At 71.1% G+C, this 18,380-nt stretch carries 14 protein-coding genes; 11 read left to right on the top strand and 3 right to left on the bottom strand.

Annotated features, from left to right (window positions below; genetic code table 11):
- Positions 1-115 precede the first annotated feature (115 nt).
- From Cco03nite_RS27700 to Cco03nite_RS27690, 3 genes are all read left to right on the top strand, one after another.
- Complete coding sequence (locus Cco03nite_RS27700; RefSeq protein WP_203695223.1) at positions 116-2,545, top strand: malectin domain-containing carbohydrate-binding protein; 2,430 nt, start codon at positions 116-118, stop codon at positions 2,543-2,545.
- Positions 2,546-2,786: 241 nt separating this feature from the next.
- Complete coding sequence (locus Cco03nite_RS27695) at positions 2,787-4,109, top strand: hypothetical protein (RefSeq protein ID WP_239167714.1); 1,323 nt, start codon at positions 2,787-2,789, stop codon at positions 4,107-4,109.
- Between the two features lie 262 nt (positions 4,110-4,371).
- Positions 4,372-5,901, top strand: a complete 1,530-nt coding sequence (locus Cco03nite_RS27690; protein WP_203695221.1) for a CBM96 family carbohydrate-binding protein — start codon at positions 4,372-4,374, stop codon at positions 5,899-5,901.
- A 56-nt stretch (positions 5,902-5,957) separates the two neighbouring features.
- On the opposite strand, the gene Cco03nite_RS27685 is transcribed toward Cco03nite_RS27690, so the two are convergent.
- Genes Cco03nite_RS27685 through Cco03nite_RS27670 form a run of 3 tightly spaced genes read right to left on the bottom strand, consistent with a single transcriptional unit; the run spans position 5,958 to position 8,847 of the window.
- Positions 5,958-6,869 carry a glycosyltransferase family 2 protein gene (locus Cco03nite_RS27685; RefSeq protein WP_203695219.1) on the bottom strand — a complete coding sequence of 304 codons (912 nt, stop codon included), beginning with the start codon at positions 6,867-6,869 and terminating at the stop codon, positions 5,958-5,960.
- Complete coding sequence (locus tag Cco03nite_RS42565) at positions 6,866-8,410, bottom strand: glycosyltransferase (protein WP_239167713.1); 1,545 nt, start codon at positions 8,408-8,410, stop codon at positions 6,866-6,868. The genes Cco03nite_RS27685 and Cco03nite_RS42565 overlap by 4 nt, the downstream gene beginning before the upstream one ends.
- Entirely contained in the window at positions 8,407-8,847 is a 441-nt protein-coding gene (locus Cco03nite_RS27670; RefSeq protein ID WP_239167719.1) for a glycosyltransferase family 28 protein, read from the bottom strand. Before Cco03nite_RS27670 ends, Cco03nite_RS42565 begins: the two co-directional genes overlap by 4 nt.
- Before the next feature lie 335 nt (positions 8,848-9,182).
- Between Cco03nite_RS27670 and Cco03nite_RS27665 the strand changes: the two genes are divergently transcribed.
- From Cco03nite_RS27665 to Cco03nite_RS27630, 8 genes are all read left to right on the top strand, one after another.
- Positions 9,183-10,907, top strand: a complete 1,725-nt coding sequence (locus Cco03nite_RS27665; RefSeq protein WP_203695216.1) for a Wzz/FepE/Etk N-terminal domain-containing protein — start codon at positions 9,183-9,185, stop codon at positions 10,905-10,907.
- Positions 10,904-11,902, top strand: coding sequence for a DUF3048 domain-containing protein (locus tag Cco03nite_RS27660; RefSeq protein WP_203695214.1), 999 nt, complete (start codon positions 10,904-10,906; stop codon positions 11,900-11,902). Before Cco03nite_RS27665 ends, Cco03nite_RS27660 begins: the two co-directional genes overlap by 4 nt.
- Positions 11,899-13,350 (top strand): O-antigen ligase family protein, encoded by a 1,452-nt coding sequence (locus Cco03nite_RS27655; RefSeq protein WP_203695212.1) that lies wholly within the window; start codon positions 11,899-11,901, stop codon positions 13,348-13,350. The genes Cco03nite_RS27660 and Cco03nite_RS27655 overlap by 4 nt, the downstream gene beginning before the upstream one ends.
- Before the next feature lie 46 nt (positions 13,351-13,396).
- Complete coding sequence (locus Cco03nite_RS27650; protein WP_203695210.1) at positions 13,397-14,620, top strand: protein kinase family protein; 1,224 nt, start codon at positions 13,397-13,399, stop codon at positions 14,618-14,620.
- Positions 14,620-15,489 carry a sulfotransferase family protein gene (locus tag Cco03nite_RS27645; RefSeq protein ID WP_203695208.1) on the top strand — a complete coding sequence of 290 codons (870 nt, stop codon included), beginning with the start codon at positions 14,620-14,622 and terminating at the stop codon, positions 15,487-15,489. Before Cco03nite_RS27650 ends, Cco03nite_RS27645 begins: the two co-directional genes overlap by 1 nt.
- Positions 15,486-17,078 carry a lipopolysaccharide biosynthesis protein gene (locus Cco03nite_RS27640; RefSeq protein ID WP_203695206.1) on the top strand — a complete coding sequence of 531 codons (1,593 nt, stop codon included), beginning with the start codon at positions 15,486-15,488 and terminating at the stop codon, positions 17,076-17,078. The genes Cco03nite_RS27645 and Cco03nite_RS27640 overlap by 4 nt, the downstream gene beginning before the upstream one ends.
- Before the next feature lie 29 nt (positions 17,079-17,107).
- A complete protein-coding gene (locus tag Cco03nite_RS27635) occupies positions 17,108-18,094 on the top strand; it encodes a glycoside hydrolase family 26 protein (RefSeq protein ID WP_203695205.1) in 987 nt (328 codons plus the stop codon).
- Positions 18,095-18,169: 75 nt separating this feature from the next.
- Positions 18,170-18,380: hypothetical protein (locus Cco03nite_RS27630; RefSeq protein ID WP_203695203.1), on the top strand; the 211-nt coding region annotated here is incomplete at its 3' end.

The raw sequence follows: 18,380 nt of genomic DNA, 5'->3' as shown, positions 1-18,380 counted from the left end.
GAAAACAACTGTGCGAAGGCTAGGTCGCACCACGGTGGCGGGGACTGCGGTAATCGCGGCCCTGCTCTTGGGCGTCGGTCCGGCGTCGGCGGTGCAACCGCCGCACGATCGGTCCGTGTCTGCGGTTCCGTCGACCGCGACACCGAACATCAATGACGGGACGGTCAACGCGATCGTCAAGGTCGACAACAAGGTCTTCGTCGGCGGCACCTTCACCGGGGTCACCGACCGAGGCACGGGTACGGTGCACAGCCGGCCGTACCTGTTCGCGTTCGACGCGACCACGGGTCTGGTGGACCCGACGTTCGCGCCGAACATCAACGACGAGGTGCTGTCGCTCCAGCCTGGCAGCCAGCCCGGCACGGTCTTCGTCGGCGGCCGCTTCACCGGGGTGCAGGCCGGTGGCTGGAGCAGGCTGGTCCTGCTCAACACCACCGACGGCTCCGTGGTGTCGTCGTTCAAGGCGGCGTCGTTCAACGGCGCGGTCAACTCGGTCAAGCAGTTCGGCGACCGGATCCTGGTCGGCGGCTTCTTCACCACGGCGGCCGGCAACGTCCGCAACGGTCTGGCGTCGGTGAACGCGACCACGGGCGACTTCGACCCGTACGTCAACATCGCGCTGACCGGGCACCACAACTACAACGGCACCGGGGCGAGCTCTTCCGTCGGCGCCACCGAGCTCGACATCACGCCGGACGGCACCAAGGCCGTCGTGCTCGGCAACTTCAAGCAGGCCAACGGCGGCGACTACGACCAGGTCGTCGTGTTGGACCTGACCGGCGCCGCGGCGGCCATCGCCGCGTGGCACACCAACCGGTTCGACGACCGCTGCAAGGCCACGTCGTTCGACAAGTGGGTGCGCGACGTCGACATCTCGCCGGACGGCACGTACTTCGTGGTGGTCACCACGGGTGCGCCCAACGCGGGCACGCTGTGCGACGCCGCCAGCCGGTGGAACTTCGTGACCGGCACGAACCTGCAGCCGGCCTGGGTCGCCTACACCGGTGGCGACACGCTGCTGTCGGTGGCCATCACCGGCACGGCGGTCTACGTCGGCGGCCACCAGCGTTGGATGAACAACGCTGACGGCAAGGACACCGCGATGCAGGGCGCCGTGGCGCGGCCGGGTCTGGCCGCCCTGGAGCCGGGCACCGGCATCCCGATGGCGTGGAACCCGGGCCGCAACCCGCGTGGTGTCGGCGCCTCGGCGCTGTACGCCACGGAGGACGGCCTCTACGTGGGTTCGGACACCCCCTACATCGGCAACTACGAGTACATGCGTGGCCGGATCGCGTACTTCCCGCTCGCGGGCGGCCAGACGCCGCCGGCCGGTGTGTCGGGCGATCTGCCGACCGAGGTGTTCTTCCCGAACAGCACCGTCACCGTGCCGGCCAACGACGTGCTGTACCGCATCAACGCGGGCGGCCCGGAGCTGGCGTCCACCGACGGTGAGATGGCCTGGCTGGCGGACACCGCGAGCACCAGCCTGTACCGCAACTCGGGCAGCACCGCGAACACCATCGTGTCGAACACCATCACCGCGCACTCGTCGGTGCCGGCGTCGACCCCGATGGCAGTCTTCGACGACCGGCGGTTCGACCCGTCGGCCGCGCCGGAGATGATGTGGAACTTCCCGGTCGCCGCGGGCACGCAGGTCGAGGTCCGCCTCTCCTTCGTGGCGCGGGACTGGAACTACAGCTCCGCCGGTCAGCGCGTGTTCGACATCAAGATCGACGGTGTGGTCCGCGCGGACGACTACGACACGGTGGCCCAGGTCGGCTACAAGGTCGCGCACACCCTGAAGTTCCCGGTCACCAGTGACGGGACGATCAACATCGAGTTCATCCACGGGCTGCTCAACCCCGCGGTGGACGCGATCGAGATCGTGCGGACCAGCGGTGGCACCGGCCTCGGTGTCGCCAAGCGCACGTACAACGGCACCACGGCCGGCGCGCTCACCGGCGTCGGTGGCGCGGACGGCACCGTGTGGGCCAACCTGCGCGGCGCGTTCATGGTCGACAACACGCTGTACTACGGCATGTCGGACAGCAACTTCTACAAGCGGACGTTCGACGGGGTCAACTTCGGCCCGGCCTCGCTGCACAACCCGCACTCCGACCCGCGCTGGGACGGTGTGCTGGTGGACGAGTTCGGGTCCACTGCCACGTACGACGGCAAGAAGACCGCGATCTACACCGAGCTGCCGAGCGTGCGGAGCATGTTCTACAGCAACGGCCGGCTGTACTACACGATCACCGGGAACAACTCGCTGTTCTGGCGCTACTTCAGCCCGGACAGCGGGATCATCGGTTCGCAGCGCTTCCAGGCGAACGGCAGCGGCACCAGCACCTCGCTGGAGTGGCTCGGCACCTCGTCGGGCGCGCTGTTCCTGTCCGGTGGTTACGCGTACTGGTCGCGTACCGACGGCCGGCTCGTCAAGCGGGCGTTCGACGGCACCGCGTTCAGCGGCGTCGCGACCGCGGTCAGCGGTCCGGCGATCGACTCGGTGAACTGGACGTCCCCGGGCGCCTTCCTGTACGGCTGAGCGAGCACCAAGCGGTAAAGCGGACCGGTCACCCTCGGGTGGCCGGTCCGCTCTCTTTATGGGGACGGCCCGTTGCCGGTTACGGGCCGAACGGCTAAAGTGTGCCGAATGCCCGGGGTTAATTGTCGACAATAGACCCGTAATAGTGCGTGAAGTGGTATTCACGCAAGCGGTTACCGGGCTTTCCCGCGGTCGTCTGCACGACAGGCTCGCTTGCCGATTCGTGGCAGCATCCGGACGTATGTATGGGTTCTCGATCGCGCGTCGCGGTAGGCGGCGCTCGGTGTTCGTCGCGCTGACCACGGCGGCCACCCTCGCCGCCGTCGCCGTCGGCGCCCCCGTCTCGGCGGTATCGGTCCAGCACGCCGCGCTGGTCGGCCAGGATCCGGTCAACTGGACGCCGCACGCGCTCGACGGCACCGCCTTCAAGATCCTCGCCATCGGCGGCCGCATCTACGTCGGCGGCTCGTTCACGCAGATCAGGCCGTCGAATTCGGCCACGGTGACCACCCAGCGCCGCCTGTTCGCCTTCAACGCCACCACCGGGGCGATCGACACCACGTTCAAACCGGTCGTCGACGGCACCGTCCGGGCCCTGGTCGCGGCACCGGACGGCCAGTCGCTCTACATCGGCGGCGACTTCACCAACGTCAACGGGGTGCGCTCGCGCGGCGTCGAGCGGATCAGCGCCACGACCGGCGCGTCCGTCTCGGGCTTCACCGTGCCGGAGATCAACGGCGGCGTCGACGAGCTGATGCTGGCCGGCAACCGGCTGCTGCTCGGCGGGCGCTTCCAGACCGTCGGCGGCGCGAGCCGGCGCGGCCTGGCCGCGCTCAACGCGGGCACCGGCGCGGCCGACGCCTCGGTGAACATGGGCCTGGACGGGGCGCGGGTCACCGGCTCCGGGGCCACCTCGGCGGTGAAGGTGACCGGCATGGACGTCACCCCCGACGGCTCGAAGCTGGTCATCATGGGCAACTTCAGCAGCGTCGCGGGCCAGGCCCGGCACCAGATCGCGGTGGTGAACCTGACCACGTCGCCGGCCACGCTGTCGCCCTGGACGACCACCCGCTACCAGCAGCAGTGCGCCAACTCGTTCCCGACCTACATGCGCGGCGTCGACATCTCGGCCGACGGGACCTGGTTCGTGGCGGTCACCACGGGGGCTCGGCGCACCGGCTCGCTTTGCGACACCGCCGCCCGGTGGGACCTGGTCAGCCAGGTCGCCAACAAACAGCCGGTGTGGGTCAACTACACCGGCGGGGACACGCTGCTGTCCGTCGCGGTCGCCGGGGCGGCCGTCTACGTCGGCGGCCACCAGCGCTGGCTGGACAACCCGAACGGCGCGGACAGCGCCGGCCCGGGCGCGGTCCCGGCCGAGGGCATCGGCGCGATCAATCCGGTGACCGGCAAAGCCTTCACGTGGAACCCCGGAAAGGATCGCGGCGTCGGCACCGAGGACATCTACCCCACTACCGCAGGACTGTGGATTGCCAGCGATACCGATACAGTTCATGGCGAGTTCCATGGAAGGATCGCATTCTTTCCATTGCCGGTAATGTGATCGGATTGCCTCCGATCGCCGATCATGTGAAATGTGATCAGGATCGGCAGTGAGATGTGCGGCGCCGTGGCGGACAATGCTTGTTCGCGACGGCGCCGCATACGGCTGCCATGAGCCAATACAGAGATCGCGGCACGGGCCGCGTGAACCTGCTCGGAGTCTGACTGTGGCCTACCCCGCGCGGAGCACCCGCTTCGCACCGCCAGAACGCTTAGACCCTCGAACACGGCGACGCGGCTTCTGGCCGCCGTCCCGCGGCCGGATGATCTTGGCTGCGGTCGTCGCCGCCTGCATCGGTGTGGCACTGATCGGTGCGGCGATCGTGTTCGCCAAGGACGACCCGCCCGAGACCACCTCCCAGCGCATCCCCGTCGGCGAGGACGGCTACGTGGTGCGCGAGGAGCCGGACACCGTGTTCGGCGGCCGGGACACCCTGGTGTCCGTCGCGCGTGCCGACTACTACGCGGTGGCGTACCTGAAGTTCCAGGTCACGACGCCCGCGGGCTTCCGCGTCCAGTCCATGTCGCTGCAGCTGCAGGCCGACGCCAAACCCCCGGCGTCGCTGCAGGTGCGCTCGGTGCTCAGCAGCGACTGGAACGAGAAGGAGCTGTCGTACGCCACCCGGCCCGGCCTCGGCGAGGTGCTCGGCGGCGAGCCCACGGTCTCGGCGGGCAACCTGGTCAGCTTCGACGTCAGCGCGGCGGTGCCCACCCCCGGCCAGGGCCCGGCCCGGTACTCGTTCGCGGTGACCAACGCCAGCGACAGCGAGACGCTGACCCTGTTCGCCGGCGAGCACGGCGCCGGCGCCCCGGCCCTGGCGGTGACCTTCATCGAGATCCAGGACACCGAGACGCTCGACGGGCACCAGCGCGGTGACGGCAGCGGCAAGCCGAACCCGTCCGGCACCGCCTCGCCGGGCGCGTCGGCGTCGCCGTCGGTCGACCCGTCCGCTTCGGTCAACCCGGGCCAGCCGAACCCGCCGGGCAACATCCCGGCTGGGCGCACGCTGTGCGGCGTCGGCTTCATCCCGAAGAGCGGCGAGACGTACGCCCAGGGCGTGAGCCGCGTCGACAGCCTGTACGGCGGCCTGGAGGCGTTCCGCACGTTCTACACGGGCGCGCCCGCGGCCTGGCCCGGCAACGCCGGCAAGGCGGGACGGACCGTGGTCGTCTCCTTCAAGTACAACCCGAAGGAGATCCTCGGCGGCTCCCGCGACTCCTACCTGCGCAACTGGTTCGCCCAGGCGCCCCGCGACCGCGACGTCTACTGGGTCTACTACCACGAGCCCGAGGACAACATCGAGGCCGGCGTGTTCACCGCGGCCGACTACCGGGCGGCCTGGCGGCGTATCGCCGGGCTGGCCGACGCCGCGGGCAACCCGAAGCTGCACGCCACGCTGGTGCTGATGGACTGGAGCGTGTTCCCGCAGTCCGGCCGCAAGTGGAAGGACTACTACGCCGGCAGCGACGTCATCGACGTGCTCGGCTGGGACGTCTACAACTTCAACTTCACCAACCCGAAGTACCCCGACGCCGCGACGATGGTGAACCGGGTGGCCACCGTGTCGAAGGCCGAGGGCAAGCCGTGGGGCATCGCCGAGCTGGGCACCGCCAAGCTGCCCGGCGACACCTCCGGCAGCGGCCGGGCCGCCTGGCTGACCGACGCGGGCAACGCCTCCATCAGGGGCGGCGCGCTGTGGGTGACGTACTTCGATGTCGACTTCACCCGGGCCGACTGGCGGCTGCTGGACGCGCCCAGCCAGAAGGCGTGGCGCGGGTTCTGCGACGCGTGAGGTGAGCAGCAGAAAGGGGGCGGGATCCGCGGATCCCGCCCCCTTTGTTCGTGGTGTCAGATGCCGCGGCCGCGCTGGTGCAGCCGGCGCAGCACGGTGTCGGCCGAGACGAGCCGGGTCGCCACCGCCAGCGCCAGGTAGGAGCGGGCCTCGCGGGGGCTGTGCCGGATGGTCTTCTTGACCCAGCGCATCGCGTCCTTGCGGTGCCCGCCCGCGGCCTGCGCGAACGCGATCTGCCCGGTGATCCGGGCATGGCCGCGCGGCGCGCCCTCGAACTCGGGGTAGCGCTCCAGCAGCCACTCCAGCGCCTCGGCGATGGTCGCCCAGCGCGCGGTGAAGTACGACTGCCGGTGCCAGCGCACCCGCACCCCGACCCCGGGCGCGTTCGCGATCGGCGCCCGCCGCGCGACCCGCAGCAGCAGCTCGTAGTCCTCGGCGTAGCTGCCGGGGATGTTCTCGTCGACCAGGCCGATCCCGTCGACCAGCGCCGCCCGGCGGAACAGGAACGTCGACGGGTGCAGCTCGGTCAGCCGCGAGCGCAGCAGCTCGGGCAGCGTCACCAGGTCGCGGTCCAGCGTGCGGTCCACGTCCTTGCCGTCGTAGTCGATGACGACGCCGATCGAGCACAGCTCGGACGCCGGGTGGGCGTCGAGCATGGCGACCTGGGCCGCCAGCTTGCCGGGCAGCCACTCGTCGTCGTCGTCGCAGAAGGCCACCAGCTCGGTCGCGGTCGCCAGGATGCCGGTGTTGCGGCCGCCGGCGAGGCCCTGGGTGCGCGTGTTCACGATCACCCGGACGCGGCGCTGCGGGTCGTCCTGGACCAGCGAGTAGTCGGGCTCGCTCTGGTCGTACACGACGACGATCTCGACCGGGCCGGGGTAGTCCTGGCCCAGGATCGCGTCGATCGCCTTGCGCAGCAGTTCCGGGCGGTTGCGGGTGGGCACGACCACCGAGACGCTCGCCGTCATTTCCTTCTCCAGTCCAGGTAGCCGTAGCGCGCGCGGCCGAACCACGTCATCACGCTGAGGATGCGGCGCTTGCGGGGGGCGAGCTTGCCGCGCCAGGCGGCGTCGAGGCGCAGCTCCAGCTCGCCGTTGGTGAAACGCATCGGGTTGCCCGCGACGGTGTGCGTGGTCTCCAGCCGGGCCACCGGCAGTCCGTCGGCGGGCTGCGTCAGGCACTCCACGCCGCCGGGGCCGAGACCCGCGAAGGCGCGGATGCGGCGCAGGCCGTCCACGGGCCGGGCCACCACGTCCTCGTAGCGCAGCCGCAGCGTCGGCGTGCGCACCCAGTCGAGCACGTGGAACAGCGCGTTGTGCACCGACCACAGCACGCCGGACTTCACCGTCGAGTACTGCGGCATGAACACCTCGGCGCCCACGATCTCCGGGCGGCGCACCTCACGGCTCCACGAGTAAGCCACCGCGCGCCCGTCCCGGACCAGGTGCAGCACGCGCAGGTCGACGCCGCGCGCGTGGCGCAGGGCGAAGGCCAGCGAGGCGTGCTTGCTGGAGTCGACGACCACGCTGGCCCCGGAGACGTCGGCCACCGCGCGGTAGATCCGCCGGTGCAGCTCGCCGTACGCCCGCAGGTCCTTCTTACGGCGGTTCAGGAAGAACGGCAGGGACATCCGCAGCACGAAGCGCATGCGGTCCACCCGGTGCTTCAGCGCCATCGCAGCGTCGAGATCCAGTTTGTCCCAACCGCCGAACGCCAGATCGCCCACCTTGGCCCAGAACGGGCAGTCGGCGAACGCGCTGCCGCAGCCGCAGCGCTCGTTGTCGCGCAAAGCGCGTTCCCAGATGTGAGTCACCTCACCTACCGCACACACATCGGGCGCCTGGCCCAGGATGCGGTCGGTCAGCGTCGAGCCGCTGCGCCCCCAGCCACCGACGAACAGCACGGTGACCTTATCGGACGGTGTGGGCCGGGGAAGCCTGGTGACCAGGCCGTCCGCGATCGAGCCCACGCGCAGCGCGGCCGCGGTCGCGGCAGCGCCGGCCTCACTGCCCGAGATGCGCAGCCGGGTGGGCTCGGCCACCGCGGCGTCGAGCGCGGCCCGGAACTCGGCCTCGGTGCGGCACAGCTCGACCATGCCCAGGCTGCCCATCCGGGCGGCGAAACGCTGCTGGTGGTCGTCGACGTGCTCGTGCAGCGTCGGGTCGCGGGGCACCACGATCGGCTTGTGCCCGGCCCGGCGGGCCTCGGTGATGGTGGCGGGGCCGCCGTGGCAGACCACCACCGCGGCCTGGCGCAGCCGCTCGTTCAGCGTCTCGTGGTCGAAGAACGCGTCCGAGCCGGGCGCCTGCCGCGGGGTCGACGAGCCGTACTGCATGACGCACGGCACGCCGCTGCCGGCGGACCAGCTCTCGGCCCAGTCCAGCAGCCGGTCGAAGGAGTGCACGTCGGTGCCGACCACGACCAGCACGGCGTCGCGCTCCGGCCGGCGCGGCGCCGGCACGGTCAGCGCGGTGCGCTGCGTCGGGAAGTCGGGAGAGGTGGTCGTCACAGCAGCGGCCCCACCAGCGTCGCGCCCTTGTACAGCCGCAGCTGCTCCTCGAACTGGACCAGCATGCGCGAAGTGAACGGCGCGCACAGCCGGGCGGTCAGGGTGCGCGTCTCCAGCCGGTCGTAGACCTCCACGTAAACAGTGGGTATCCGCAGCAGCCGGGCGACGATGAAGAACGGCAGCGCCACGCCCGCACCGGTCGAAATCACCACATCAGGCCGCGTTCTGCGCAGCATCTTCACCGCGAGCAGCGCGTTGCGAAGCAGATTCGGGATGTTCCGGGTGGTCGGGTAGTGCGCGTAGACGACGTTCTCGCCGCCGAGCAGGCTGTGCGCGTCCTGCGTGGGGAACGTCACCCAGGTGCGGAAACGGTCTGTCCACCATGGACGCAACGCGTACAGCTGAGCGAGATGTCCGCCCGACGAGCCGACCAGCATGACATGACGTGCACGATTCGGTTCGCCCACCTCGGTTCCTTTCCTGTCGACGACCCGCAGCCTAGCGACACGATTTAACATTTCGTCGCGGACGATTGTCGGTAGCCTGACAGTGCACGTGATCTGACCGAACGGCAGGTTCCGCCGTCATACTCTTGACCCCGCAGATGCGATCGTGGCGTCCAATAACTCCGGTCTGACACAGAAGTGGCCGTTTGGCTGAGCGCGTGCCAGGCAGCGATGGCTAGGGTGAGGACCGTCTACCCAGGGCGTCTTCGCCTGCGCCGCGCCGGTCGTCGGTCCTGTGTTCATGGGTTTGTTAACAAGGGGAATCAATGGCTACTAATGCGGCTTCGGTGCCGACGGCGAGCGTGGGCGATTACGTCGGCTGGCTGGCCCGCCGCTGGTGGCTGGTGGCACTCGCGGTGGCGGTCGGCGCGGTCGGCGGTCTCGGGGTCGCGGCGACCCAGCCCAAGGTGTACGTGTCCGAGACCAAGGTCCTCGTGATGCAGGTCGGACAGGACACCACGACCAAGGTGAACCTCGACACCGAGTCCCAGGTCGTGCGCTCCACGACGGTCGGCGGCGCGGCCAAGAACCTCCTCAACACGGACACCCCGGTCGAAGAGCTGGTCTCCCGGGTCACCGTGACCGTTCCGGCGAACACCTCGGTGCTGTCCATCACGTTCGACGCCCCCACGGTCGCCGAGGCGCAGCGCGGCTCGCAGGCCTTCGCCCAGGCCTACCTGGACCAGCGCGCCGCCGAGGCGCAGAAGAACGTCGACGTGCAGGGCGCCGCCATGCGCGACGAGATCGCCGGCCTCACCAAGCAGCTCGACGAGGTGGCCGCGCAGCTGGTCGGCCTGGCCGCCAACTCCGCCGACCGGCAGAAGGCCGTCCAGAAGCAGCAGATCCTCACCTCGCAGATCAACACCCTGAACGCGCGGCTGATCCCGCTGCTGGCGACCACGGTCAAGCCGGGCAACATCCTGTCCGCGGCGACCAAGCCCACCTCCCCGGCCAAGCCCGACCTGATGCTGTACCTGGTCAGCGGCGTCGCGATCGGCCTGCTGCTCGGCCTGGCCGGCGCGCTCGTGCTGGACCGCATGGACTCCCGGATCTACCACAGCCGCCAGATCCCCTACCGCAACGACGTGCCGGTGCTCATGGAGGTGCAGCGCGGCCGGGACAAGGCGGTCGCCGACGCGGCGAGCGCGCTGGGCCGCGAGTTCAGCCTGCTGCGCAACGTGCTGCGGGTCGCCGCCGGCGCCGCCCGGGGCGGTCGCCCCTCGGCCACCGACGCGCTGCTGATCTGCGGCGCGGCCCCCGGCCCCGCGGTCGAGTTCGTGGTCGCCAACCTGGCCGCGGCGTTCGCCCGCTCCGGCGAGCGCGTCGTGATCGTGTGCACCGACTCGACCTCGCACCTGCCCGGCATGCTGGGCGTGAGCCCGTCGCGCGGCCTCGGCGACGTCATCGCCGGTGAGGTCACCCTCGACAGCGCCCTGTACGCCGTGCCCGCGATCCGCGGTGTCTCGCTGCTGGGCGCGGGCCGCCTCGACCCGCGGGTCGAGCTGCCGGTCGCCGCCGTGTCCGACCTGCTCGCCCAGCTGCAGCAGCAGGCCGACCGGGTGCTGCTGGCCACCGCGCCGCCGAGCCGCGCGGTCGACGCCCAGGCGCTCAGCGAGATCGCCGCGTCCGTCCTGCTGGTCGTGGAGACCAGGGTGGCCCGCGCCGAGGACGTCGAGGAGTCGGTCGAGCAGGTCGCCCGCGTCCAGGGCCCGCTGGCCGGCCTGCTGGTCGTGCGCAGCCCGCGGGTCGCCCGCAAGGTCAAGGTCAAGGCCAAGGCCGCTCCCGGTGCGGCGATCGTCGACCAGCCCGTCGCGCCGGCGGCCGCGGACCTGCCCCGGGCGGGCCGCGAGTTCGACCAGACGATGGTCATCCCGCGCGTCGGCGAGGACGGTGACCGGATCGAGTTCTGGGCCGGCGGCACCACCGACAGCAAGGTGAACGGAAAGCGCACCTCCTCCTCCGACCAGACCACCTCCGCCGATCTGCGATGAAGCGGTCACTGCGCCTGGGTGCGGCGGCCGCGCTGGCCGCCGCGGCGTTCACCTCGGGCTGCTCGGTCGGCCCGGCCAAGCCGCCGTCGACGGCGGCTCCCGTCGAGCTGTCGCCGTTCACGCTGCCGTCGCCGGAGGCGGTGCGCCCGCGCGCACCGCTCACCGGGCTGGAGACGGAGGAGGCGACCAAGTCGAAGACCGCGGTCATCGTGCCCATCGAGGTGGGCACCGGCGCCGCGGCCCCGGTCGGGCTGGACAAGGCCGACGTCGTCGAGCTGGAGTTCGCCGAGGGCAAGCTGCTGCGGGTGGCGGCGGTGTACCAGTCGACCCCCGCGGACAAGGTCGGCCCGGTCGCGGCGGTGCGCCCCGCCGAGATCAAGCTGCTCAACCAGCTGCAGCCGTACATGGTGCACAACGGCACGCCCAAGGGCTGGCTCGACCTGCTGACCCTGTCGAAGCTGGCCGCGGTCACCCCGGCGAAGAAGACCGGGTTCACCACCGTCTCCGGGCGCGTCTTCGTGAACACGGGCACGCTGCAGGCGTCCGCCCCGGCCCAGCAGAAGCTGCTGGCCTCGCTGTTCCAGTTCGGCCAGGCGGGCGAGCCGGTCGCGATGGGCGCGACCCCGGCCACCACGATCTCCATCGCGTCCCCCGGCAAAGCCGCGGTGACCTGGAAGTTCGACGCGACGGCCCGGCGCTGGCAGACCACGCTCGGCGGGGTGCCGGTGGCATCGGCCAACCTGGTCCTGCTGACCACGCCGTACAACAAGAAGGACGTCAAGGCCCTCGACCGTGAGGTCGCCATGGCAGACCCGGTCGGCAAGGGCGCGGCCCAGGTCTTCGGCGCCGGTCAGGGCGTGAAGGCGACGTGGAACAAGGACGGCTTCTTCGCCGCCCTCAACCTCCTCGGCCCGGAGCAGTCCGTGGTGCGGCTGTCACCCGGTCCGACCTGGATCCTGCTGCTGCCCTCGACCGCGAAGGTGACCGTCTCGTGAGCACCGCCGCCGGCCGTACGCCGGGGGACACCGCAGCCACCGGCGAGGCCGCGGTCTCCCGCGGCGTCGCGGCCCCGCCCGAGCACGCTCGCGCACTGCCGCCGCTCGCGGCCGTGCTGCACCGCCGCGGCCAGCGCGACCCGATCCCGGCCCGCGACTGGGCGCTGTTCGCGATGATCGTGCTGTACCCGGTGGGCTGGCTGCTCGGCCTGACCCTGGCCTGGGTGCCGCTGCTGGCCATCCCGATGGCGCTGGAGCTGTTCCGGCGCGGCCGGGTACGCATGCCCGCCCCGGTCTTCGCCTGGCTGCTGCTGTGCTTCCTCGGCCTGGTCGGCGTGGTCATGCTGGACGCCACCGTGCCCAACGCGCTGCCGCCGGAGATGGGCCTGGGCCGGATCCTGGCCTTCGTCCGTCGCCTGCTGGACATGCTCGCCGCGATCGTGGTCCTGCTGTACGTCGGCAACCTCACCGAGCGCGAGCTGCCGACCAAACGCGTCGTGAAGTTCCTGGCGTACTTCTTCGTGGTGCTCGTCGTCGGCGGCATCGCGGGCGTGCTCCTGCCGCGGATCGCGGTGACGACCCCGCTGGCGGAGGTGCTGCCGAAGTCGCTGCTGGCCAACGGCTGGGTGCGCTCCTCGGTGCGTATCGAGTTCGCCCAGTGGCAGACCATCGTCGGCGAGGCCCCCTCGCCCCGGCCCGCGGCGCCGTTCCAGTACACCAACGCGTGGGGGCAGTGCATCGCGGTGCTGCTGCCGTGGTTCATCCTCGCCACGCTGTACAAGGCCAAGGGGCTGTGGAGCAAGGTCTGGCCCTCGCTGATCCTGGTCGCCGCGATGGTCCCGATCGTCTACTCGCTCAACCGGGGCACCTGGGCGGGCCTGGGCATCATCCTGGCCTACCTGGTGGTCCGGATGGCGATCCGCGGCAGCATCATGCCGGTCGCCGGTGTGCTCGTCGCGGTCGCCGTGGCCGGCCTGCTGGTGCTCGCGACGCCGCTGGGCAGCACCGTGATGGCCCGCATGGACAACCCGCACTCCAACGAGGGCCGGGCCTCGCTCAACGCCGCCGCGCTGGAGGCCGCGAAGGCTTCGCCGATCATCGGGTTCGGCGGGCAGTCGGAGACGATCGGCAGCGAGCGGTCCATCGCGATCGGCCAGAGCCCGTCCTGCGAGCAGTGCGGCAACCGCGACATCGGCAGCGATGGCCAGCTGTGGATGCTGCTGATCACGCAGGGCTTCGTCGGCGCCGGCCTTTACCTGCTGTTCTTCCTCTGGATGGGCTGGCGGTTCCGCCGCGACCATTCGTGGCTCGGCATCGCCGCGGGCGTCACCGTGCCGCTGGCGGTCTGGTTCTCCACGATCTACAACTCGACCGGCATGACCCTCGTGATCATGATGGTCCCGCTGGCCCTGCTCTGGCGCAACGAGACGAACCGGGTGTACACATGAGCCGCGCGACGGTCCTGACCACCCCTCCCGGCCACGAGGCGGCGAGGTGAGCGGCGAGTTCCTCACCGAGCTGGGCCGGCTGCTGGGCGACGACACCGTCGGCGCGCCCGCGGACCGGGTCTTCCTCGGCCGGGGCGCGCACGCCGCGGACGAGGTCTACACCGTGGTCCCCGCCATCGGCAAGGCCCGGCTGCTGGTGCCGCACGGCGACCGCCGCGCGGCCGGGGCCGCCATCCGGCACACCAGCGCCCCGCGTTCGGCCAAGGACCGGCTGCGCCAGCGGGTGCTCGCCGGGGTCTTCTCCACCGGCCTCGGCCGCCGCACCCTCGGTGACCTGGTCTTCCGGGACCGGCTGGCGGTGCGGGCCGAGCCGTCGCTGGCCGAGCACCTCAGCGGGCTGCTGGGACAGCGGGTGCGGCTGAGCGTGCGCTTCGGGCCGCCGCGGGCCAACCGCAAACCCGTGCTCCAGCTCATCGACGACCGGGCGCGCACCGTCGCGTACGCCAAGATGGCCGTCAACGAGCTGACCACGACCCTGATCGACGCCGAGCACCGCGCGCTGCGCCTGCTCGCCGACCGCGACCTCGCCCCCGCCCGGGTGCCGGAGGTGCTGCACTTCGGCACGTGGGCCGGCGCGGCCCTGCTCGTCGTCGGCGCGCTGCCGGTGAGCCAGGACGCCCCGCCGGACGGGCTGACCCCGCTCAGCCTCGCCGCGATGCGCTCCATCGCGCAGGTGCAGGGCGTCACCCGCGGCAGCTACGCCGGCAGCAGCTACGCCGCCCGGCTCGCGGCCCAGGTCGACGTGCTGGGCGAGCGGCCCGCCGCGACCCTGATGCGCCGCGCGCTGGCCGAGTGCGCCGGGGCCGAGCTCGGCTTCGGCTGCTGGCACGGCGACTGGAACGGCGGCAACATGTCCGTCCGCGACGGCGAGCTGCTGCTGTGGGACTTCGAACGCTTCACCCCGGACGTGCCCGTCGGCTACGACCCGCTGCACTTCGAGCTGCACGAGGCCGTCGCGGTCCGGCACACCGACCCGGTCGTCGCCGCCCGCGCGGTCGCCGAGCGGGCCGTCGAACTGCTCGCCCCGCTCGGGGTCGATGCCGCGGTCGCCCGGGAGACGGCCGCCCTGTACTTCGTCGAGATCGGCAGCCGATACCTCGGCGACGGTCTGGACGAGCTCGGCCGGCCGATGGGGCGCGTCGACGAGTGGATCAACGGGGCGTTCGCCGGACTCGGCGGGCGATGGGCTTCTCTGGTGGGGGAGAACTGATGGCAGTCAAGAGCCGCGTACGCAAGTTCGTCTGGCGCAAGGCCGGCGCGCTGGCCCGGACCGCGGGACAGCTGACCGCGGACCGGCGCATGGTGCCGTCCTTCCTGATCGTCGGCACCCAGCGCGGCGGCACCACGTCGCTGCACAAGGCGCTGGCGCAGCACCCGGCCTACCTGCCGCCGCGCTTCCGCAAGGGCGTGCACTACTTCGACATGGACTACCACCGCGGGCACGCCTGGTTCATGGGCCACTTCGTGAGCCGCACCAAGGCCGAGCGCACCGCGCAGACCCTCGGCATGCCCGTGGTCACCGGCGAGGCCAGCCCCTACTACATGTGGCACCCGCTCGCGCCCCAGCGCATCGCCAAGGACCTGCCCGGCGTCAAGCTGATCGTGCTGCTGCGCGACCCGGTGGAGCGCGCCTACTCCGGCCACGCCCACGAGTACGCCCGCGGCTTCGAGACCGAGAAGTTCGAGCAGGCCGTCGCCCTGGAAGCGGGACGCCTCGCCGGCGAGCGCGAGAAGATGGCCGCCGACCCGGAGTACCACAGCCACGCCGTACGCCACCTCGCCCACCTGGGCCGCGGCCAGTACATCGAGCAGCTGCTGCACCTGGAGTCCCTGGTGGGCCGCGAGCGCCTGCACGTCGTCGACAGCCACGACTACTTCGCCGACCCCGCGCGCGTCTTCAGCGGGGTGTGCGAGTTCCTCGGCATCCCGGACGTGCCCGGCATCGTGCACGACCAGCACAACGCCCGCCCCCGCTCGCCGATGTCCGACGAGTTGCGGTCCCGGCTGGAGGACCACTTCGCGCCGTACGACGCCCGGCTCGCCGAGTGGCTCGGCCATCAGCCGAGCTGGCGGCGATGAGCGCGCCAGCGCCGGCCCACGCCGGCGCCTACGGGGCCGACCGCGGGCGCGTCATGCGCAGCAGCCTGTTCAACCTCGTCGGCGCCGGCGTCTCCGCTGTCGCCGGCCTCGCGCTGACCGTCGTGGTCACCCGCGGCTTCGACGCGAGCGTCGCCGGAGTGCTGTTCACGCTCACCTCGGTCTTCCTGATCCTGTCCGCGGCGGCGCTGCTCGGCGCGGAGACCGGCGTGGTCTACCTGCTCGCGCAGCAGCGGGTACGCGAAGAGACCGGCAAGATCCGGGCCACCGTGCGGGTCGCCATGACCCCGGTCGTGGTGGCCAGCATCCTGCTCGCGGCCGGGCTGTGGTTCGCCGCGCCGTGGCTCGTCGACGTCATGCTGCCGGACGCCCCGGCGGGTACCGTCGCCGCGATCCGGGTGTTCGCCCTCTTCCTGCCCACCTCCACCGTCACCGGCGTGCACCTGGCCGTCGGCCGTGGACTCGGCACCACCCGGCCCAACGTCATGGTCATGCGGGTGCTGCGGCCCGGCCTGCAGCTGCTCGGCGTCGTCGCCGTGCTCGTGGCGGGCTGGACCAGCTCGGTCTCGCTCGCCCTGGCCTGGTCCCTGCCGTACGCGCTGGGCCTGGTCGTCGCGGTGCTGTGGTCGGCGAAGCTGCGGCGCAAGGCCGAACGCTCCGGCGGGCAGCCGGTCGAGGTGCCCACCGGCGAGGACTGGAGCCGCTTCTGGCGCTACGCCTCGCCCCGGGCCGGCACCGGCCTGGCCCAGCTCGCGCTGCAGCGGCTCGACGTCGTGCTGATGGCCGCGCTGCGCGGCCCGGTGGACGCCGCGCTCTACACCGCCGCCACCCGCTTCCTGGTCATCGGCCAGCTCGGCGGCCAGGCGCTCGGGCAGACCGTGCAGCACCGCTTCTCCGGGCTGCTCGCGCAGGACAAGCACGACGAGGCCAACCGCCTCTACCAGATGACCACCACCTGGCTCATCGCGCTGATCTGGCCGTTCTACCTGACCTGGGCCATCTTCGGCGGCCAGCTGATGACCGTGTTCGGCGAGGGCTACACGGCTGGCGGCGACGCGGGCCTCGTCGGCGTCGTGCTGTCGCTGACCATGCTCGTCGCGACCGCGTGCGGCATGGTCTCCACGGTCCAGGAGATGGCCGGCCACACCGGAATCGCCTTCTTCCAGACGATGCTCGCCCTCGTGGTGAACGTGGTCCTCAACATCGTGCTGATCCCGCCCTACGGGATCGTCGGCGCCGCGGCCGCCTGGTCGGCGGCCCTGCTCATCAAGAACCTGCTGCCGCTGGTACAGCTGCAGCGCAGGCACGGACTGTCCCCCCTCTGCCGGGGCGGCTTCATCGCGATGGCGGCCGCCGTCGCCTGCTACGCCGCCCTGCCACTGCTGGTCCGTGCCCTGCTCGGCGACCACCCGCTCGTCGGGTTCGCCTCGGTGCTCGTCGCGACGGTCGCCTATGCGGCGGTAGTGTGGCGGTGCCGGCACGTTCTGCAACTGGCCGGTCTGCGCGCGCTCCGGCGCCGCGGCAAGACCCCGGCACAGCCCTCACCCCCAGTGGAGTCCCTCGTCCCATGAGAAGAGCATTACCGGCTGCGGGGCTGGTGATGGTGCTTCTGGCAGTGGCGGCTGCCGGCTGCACGACCGTCGTCCCGGAGGACGAGCCGGCGGTGCCGGCCCGTCCCAGCCCCACCCTCAAGCAACTCCCCGCGGCCGCGTCCGGCCCCTTCACCACCACCGGACGTGGTCCTGCCGTGCCCGAGACGGGCGCCTGGTTCGGTGCGTTCATCAACGCGCAGAACCGGCGCACCGGCGACCAGCTCGAGGCGATCGACAGCTTCGAGGACATGATCGACCGCCCGCTGGCGCTGGCCCACTCGTTCCACCCGTGGCAGGACGACTTCCCCTCGACGTACGACTACGAGCTGGTCCACCGCGGCAAGCTGCTCATGATCTCCTGGGCCGGCACCGACACCCGCTCGATCGTGACCGGGGTCTACGACGAGGAGATCCGCAGGCGCGCGGCGGCCGTACGCGACTTCCGTACGCCGATCCTGCTGCGCTACCGCTGGGAGATGGACCGCCCGAACCTGTTCAACGTGGTCCACTCACCCGAGGACTACGTGGCCGCGTGGAAGCACGTGCGCAACATCTTCACCGAGGTCGGCGCGAACAACGCGGCCTGGGTCTGGTGCCCGCACGCCGACGGCTTCATGGACGGCCGCGCCCAGCCGTACTACCCCGGCGACGACCAGGTCGACTGGCTCTGCGCCGACGTGTACTCCGGCCCGGAGATGTACAGCTTCACCGAGCTGATGGCCCCGGTCCTGGAATGGGCGAGGCACCGCCCCCGCCCGCTGCTGATCGGCGAGTTCGGCGTCGTGCAGGGCGAGCCGGGCCAGCGGACCGCGTGGCTCGACGAGATGCGCCTGGCCCTGCCCCAGCAGCCCCAGATCAAGGGCGTCCTGTATTTCAGCACGGCCACGGACTCCCGCCCCCGCTACGCCACCACCTTCGACAACGAACCCGACGCCATCAAGGCCCTCACCATGCTGGCCAAGGACCCCTGGCTAACCCGCCAACCCGGCCACTGACCCACCCTCTCGCGCAGCACCGCGTTGATCATGAACTTATGGAGGGGTTCGACGGCGTGTCGCGACCCTGGGGCCGTGATCGACTTTGGTCTGGGTGGGGTGAGGTCGCGTCGCCGTGGCTACGTGCCGCCTCGCCATCCCGAAGATCTGTTTTTGTGGACGCTGGACGCCGCTATAGGGGCACCTGGCGTCCACAAAAACGGATCATCTTCGGGTTCTGTGGAAACGACGAACCGCACCCGCTGGACAACGGCGGGTGCGGTTCGTCGTTTGTTCGTTGCGGTCG

Source organism: Catellatospora coxensis, from assembly GCF_016862635.1.
GTDB lineage: Bacteria > Actinomycetota > Actinomycetes > Mycobacteriales > Micromonosporaceae > Catellatospora > Catellatospora coxensis.
The sequence above is the reverse complement of the archived record's forward strand: the minus strand, read 5'-3'. Positions and strand labels throughout refer to the sequence as shown.